The 4,940-nt window shown below is 71.8% G+C and carries 6 protein-coding genes; all 6 read right to left on the bottom strand.

The features are described from left to right. The coding region (locus M3N57_08055; GenBank protein ID MDP9022637.1) for a hypothetical protein at positions 1–231 on the bottom strand (231 nt) is incomplete at its 3' end. Positions 232–246: 15 nt separating this feature from the next. Beyond that, the gene (gene frr / locus M3N57_08050) at positions 247–807 is read right to left on the bottom strand and encodes a ribosome recycling factor (GenBank protein MDP9022636.1); all 561 of its coding nucleotides are present in this window, start codon (positions 805–807) and stop codon (positions 247–249) included. A gap of 64 nt (positions 808–871) precedes the next feature. Continuing rightward, positions 872–1,603, bottom strand: a complete 732-nt coding sequence (pyrH, locus tag M3N57_08045) for a UMP kinase (protein MDP9022635.1) — start codon at positions 1,601–1,603, stop codon at positions 872–874. 57 nt (positions 1,604–1,660) lie between these two features. Continuing rightward, a complete protein-coding gene (gene tsf, locus M3N57_08040) occupies positions 1,661–2,272 on the bottom strand; it encodes an elongation factor Ts (GenBank protein MDP9022634.1) in 612 nt (203 codons plus the stop codon). 23 nt (positions 2,273–2,295) lie between these two features. After that, a complete protein-coding gene (gene rpsB, locus M3N57_08035) occupies positions 2,296–3,300 on the bottom strand; it encodes a 30S ribosomal protein S2 (protein MDP9022633.1) in 1,005 nt (334 codons plus the stop codon). 196 nt (positions 3,301–3,496) lie between these two features. Next, on the bottom strand, positions 3,497–4,940 hold a 1,444-nt coding region (locus M3N57_08030), incomplete at its 5' end, for a peptidoglycan DD-metalloendopeptidase family protein (protein ID MDP9022632.1).

Raw genomic sequence — 4,940 nt, 5'->3', positions numbered from 1 at the left:
GTCTGGGGGCCCGGGCGGGCGCTCGTCGGCGGCGTCGGGCACGCCGGCCCGCTCGTCGGAGTCGCGGGTGTGAGGTCCCTGGTCGCCGCCGCGGTCTGGTGGCTCGTCGTGTGGCACCTGGTCCCCGCTCAGCGGCGCCGTCGCCTCCGTCGGGGTCTCGATCGGCTCCGTCGCCGGAGCGTCGTCGCGGCGATCGTCGTCGTCGCCGTGTGCCACGGTGCGGTCACCCAAGGATCCCCCGTGCGGTCAGACCTCGAGGAGCTCACGCTCCTTGCCTTCGAGGAGTTGGTCGATGCGGTTGACGTGCTGGGCGGTCAGCTCCTCGAGCCTCTTGGCGTACCGCTCGTGCTCGTCGGCCCCGACCGTCCCGTCGTCCTCCAGCTGCTGCAGTGCGTCCCTGGCGTGCCGGCGGACGTTGCGCACCGCGACCCGGCCTTCCTCGGCGCGGGCCTTGGCGAGCCTGATGTACTCGCGGCGGCGTTCCTCGGTCAGTTCGGGGAAGATGCACCGGATGATCTGTCCGTCGGTGGAGGGGTTGAGCCCGAGATCCGACTCCCGGATCGCCCGCTCGATGTCGGGGGTGGCGCCCTTGTCGAACGGGTTGATGACCAGCATGCGCGGCTCGGGGACCGAGAATGACGCCAGCTGCTGCAGAGCCGTGGGCTGGCCGTAGTACTCGACGCGGATGTTGTGCAGCAGCTGCGGGTTCGCCCGCCCCGTCCGGATGCTGGCGAAGCCCTCCTGGGTCATCTCGACCGCCACGTCCATCCTGTGGTCGGCGTCGGCGAGGATCTCGTCGGGGCTCATGTCCCTGTCGACCATCTGTCTGCCTCCCGTGGTGTGGCGCGATCGTCAGCGGGGTTGTGGGACGCTACACGTCCGCCGTGACCAGCGTGCCGACGCTCTCGCCTTCCACCACCCGTTGGATGTTGCCCGGACGCAGCAGCTCGAACACCACGATCGGGAGCTTGTTGTCCATGCACAGCGAGATGGCGGTCGCGTCCATCACCTTCAGGCCGCGGTTGAGCACATCGAGGAAGCCGATCGCGTCGAACCGGGTCGCGTCGGCATCCTCGCGGGGGTCGGCGTCGTAGACTCCGTCCACGCTCGTGCCCTTGAGGATCGCCTCGGCGCCGATCTCGAGCGCTCGTTGCGCAGCGGCGGTGTCGGTGGAGAAGTACGGGGCACCCAGCCCCGCCGCGAAGATCACGACCCGGCCCTTCTCCAGGTGGCGCAGCGCGCGCCGCCGGATGTAGGGCTCGCACACCTCCTGCATCCACACGGCGCTCTGGACCCGGGTCTGCACGCCAGCCTTCTCCAGCGCGTCCTGCAGAGCGAGCGCGTTGATCACCGTGGCCAGCATGCCCATGTGGTCGGCGCTGGAGCGGTCCATCCCGGTCGCTTGCGGCGCGTTGCCGCGGAAGATGTTGCCCCCACCGACCACGACCCCGATCTCGCTCCCGCGCGCCTCCTTGAGGTCGGCGAGCTCGTCGGCGATGCGCCGCACCACGTCCGGGTCGATGCCTCCGCGCACGGATGGGTCGGAGAACGCCTCGCCGGAGAGCTTGAGCAGCACCCGACCGTAGCTCGCCCGTTCCGGCAACGGCCTCTCCTCACGGTCGGTGTGGCCGATGCTACGGCACCGCGGCCGGCACCCGCGTCAGGCGCCCACCTCGAAACGCGCGAAGCGGGCCACCTCGATCTTCTCCCCGATGATGCCCTGCACCTCGACGATGACATCGCCGACGGTCTTGCTGGTGTCCTTCACGAACGGCTGGTTGAGCAGCACCTGCTCGGAGTAGAAGGCCCCGATCTTCCCCTCGACGATGCGGTCGATCACGTGCTCGGGCTTGCCCTCGGCCTCCTTCCGCGCGAACGTGCGTTCCTTGTCCAGGAGCGCGTCGCTGATCTGCTCCTCGGACACCACCGCCGGGTTCGAGGCGGCGATGTGCATGGCGATGTCGCGCGCCAGCTGCTGGAACGTCTCGTTCTTGGCGACGAAGTCGGTCTCGCACGACAGCTGGACGAGCACGCCGACCTTGGCTGGCGTGCCGGGGGACGGAGCATGCAGGTAGGCGTGGACCAGGCCCTCCTTGGCGGTGCGCTCCGCGGCGCGAGCATCCATGCGTGCACCGGTGCGCTCCCGGACGAGGTCGGCGGCTTCGGCGAAGTCGCCGCCGGCGTCGATCAGCGCCTGCTTGCAGGCCATCATCCCGGCGCCGGTTGCGTCGCGGAGGCGCTTGACATCGGCAGCGGCGATCCTGTCGGCCACGGTGGGCTCCTTCTCGCTGCGGGTCAGGACGTGGCGGGCGCGCCCTGTTCCGGCTCGCCGGCGGGCTCCTCGTCCGCACGGTCGGCGTTCTCGGCGGGCTCGTGCGCCGCATCCTCGGAAGGCTGACCGGCAGGTGCCGCAGGCTCGCCGTCGCCGGCAGTTGGTGCGCCCTCAGCCTGCTCGGACGGGGCCACACCGGCGGCGGCTGCCAGCCGTGCGGCCTGCTGCCGTTCGAGCTCGATCTCCCACTGAGCCTTGGGCTCGGCGACGTCCAGGCCGCTTCCGGTCGTTGCGGCAGCCTTCATCGCCTGCTCACGCAGCTCCTCGTCAGGCGAACGGGACGCGCGGAGCAGCAGCCCGTCGGCGCAGGCATCACCGACGATGCGGGTCATCAGCGCGACCGACCGGATGGCGTCGTCGTTCCCCGGGATCGGGTACTGCACCAGGTCGGGATCGCAGTTGGTGTCCAGGATGGCGATCACCGGGATCCGCAGCCGGTTGGCCTCCCGGACGGCGATCTCCTCGTTGACGGTGTCGATCACCCACATCGCGTCGGGGAGCTTGGCCATGTCCCGGATGCCGCCGAGGTTCGTCTGGAGCCGGGCGTGCTCACGCTGCAGTTCGAGGACCTCCTTCTTGGGCAGGATCTCGAACAGGCCCTGGGCCTCCATCGCCTCGAGCTCACGTAGCCGGGCGATACGGCCCTTGATCGTCTCGAAGTTGGTCAGCATCCCGCCGAGCCACCGCTCGGTGACGTAGGGCATCCCGACGCGGGTGGCGTGGTACTCGATCGGTTCCTTGGCCTGCCGCTTGGTCCCCACGAACAGCACGGTGCCGCCGCGCGACACCAGGTCGCGCGTGAAGGCGTAGGCCTCCTGGAGACGTTGGATCGTCTGGCGCACGTCGACGATGTAGATGCCGTTGCGCTCGGAGTGGATGAAGCGCTTCATCTTCGGGTTCCAGCGCCGGGTCTGGTGCCCGAAGTGGAAGCCAGCTTCGAGCAGCTGGCGTGTGGTGACGACGGCCATGTGGAATCGTCCCTCTCGTTCGGTTGGCCTCGCCCGCGTCACCGGGCGCTTCGCCAGGAGCGCCTGTCGGCCGACCGTCCACGGCGCGGTTCCGGCGGCGTCGGACGGACTCGCCGACAGCTCCCGGCCAGGGGTCGGGGCCGCCCGTCGACGGGCGCGTGTCATGACGGGTCCCGCGAACGGGGCCGACGTGAGGCTAGCTGCTGCCCAGCGGCCCCGCCACCATCCCCGGGAAGGGCGGGCCGGGGATGGTGGCCAGGGCGAAACCGGTCAGCTGCTCGCCCCATCCCACCGGGTACGACAGCCAGTGCCCGAGCCCGCCGGGCTGGCCGGGCACGGGCCGGTCGGCGAGGAAGGCGCGGATGACGAGGCGGCTGGCCTCGGTCTCGCGCATGCGCTGGTGGTCGCCCGGTAGGACGACGTGAGGGGCGCGGGGCAGTTCGCTGCGGTGCTCGGGGACGGTCACGTCACGCGACCCTCCGACCGTCAGCACCTGCGTCCCGGCCGCGAGCGGCCCGCCCCAGCGGTCACGCAGCGCCTGTTCCCAGGCCGACGCCAGCTCGCGCACCAGCGGCGAGGCGACCGCCAGGTCGCGCAGCGCCTGGTCGTCGTGTCGCGGCAACCCGACCAGTGGGGCCACCCCGTCGATCACGGATCGCAGCATGGCGTCGGTGGCGGCCAAGCGGACGGCGGTGGCCAGGTCGGCTCCCTGGACCGGCGAGGCGAGCGTCACGGCGTGGGCGACCGGCGGCAGGGTCGGGTTGGCGGGATCGTGCAGGGTCAGCAGGTAGTGCAGCACGACGATGCCGCCCATGGAGTGGCCCACGAGATCCACCGCCTGTCCGGGGTTGGCTCGCGCGTGGGCACGCAGCTGGTCGCGGAGGCGCCGGGCGGCGCGCTCCACCCCGAGGAAGGTGTGCTGCGGGCCGTAGGACAGCTGGTCACCCGATCCGTCGGCGGGGGCGCCGGGGCGGCGACCGGCGTAGCTGAAGTAGGTCACGTCCTGCGGGTCGTACCCCAGGTGGGTGAGGTCCAGCGGCTTCTTGGTCTTCCCCCCGCTCCTGCTGCCGAGCCCGGCCACACCGATGACGTGGTTGGGGTTGGGGGGCAGGACCCACCCGGCGTGCTCGGCGACGGGCGACCCTGCCACCAGCCCCAGGCGCCCCGCCAGCCCTCGCGCGCGCCCGGGCCACGGGGCGTAGCTGGGGACGTCGGGGAGATCGGTGACGACGGTCGCGCCGGGCCCGACCAGCGCAGGGCGCCACGATCCGGCGTCCAGGAGCGTCAACGGGTCGAGGTAGCGGCCGCCGCGGCGGGCGCTCCAGTGCACGACCACCCGCCGCGGATCGTGGCCGGGTGCGACGGTGCCGACGCGCTGACCCTGGTCGACCCGCTGGCCGGGGACGACCTCGACCGTCGTCAGCGGGCCGTAGGCGGTGCGGATCCCGTCGGGATGGTCGACCGAGACCCAGGTCCGCCCCGCGACCGTGCCGGCGAACGCGACGGTCCCGTCGCCTGCAGTTGCCACCGCCTCGCCGTCGGTCGCGGCGAGGTCCACTCCGCGGTGGCCGCGGCCCCACCGGGCGTGGGGCCGGTCGAAGTGGCGCACCACCGCGCCGTCGACCGGCGCGACGTAGGGC

This window comes from Actinomycetota bacterium, assembly GCA_030776725.1.
Classification (GTDB): Bacteria; Actinomycetota; Nitriliruptoria; order Nitriliruptorales; family JAHWKO01; genus JAHWKW01.
The sequence above is the reverse complement of the archived record's forward strand: the minus strand, read 5'-3'. Positions and strand labels throughout refer to the sequence as shown.

Coding starts and splice junctions, on each gene's coding strand:
- rpsB (MDP9022633.1), bottom strand. CDS start 3,300: ATGGCCGTCGTCACCACACGCCAGCTGCTCGAAGCTGGCTTCCACTTC.
- frr (MDP9022636.1), bottom strand. CDS start 807: ATGAGCCCCGACGAGATCCTCGCCGACGCCGACCACAGGATGGACGTG.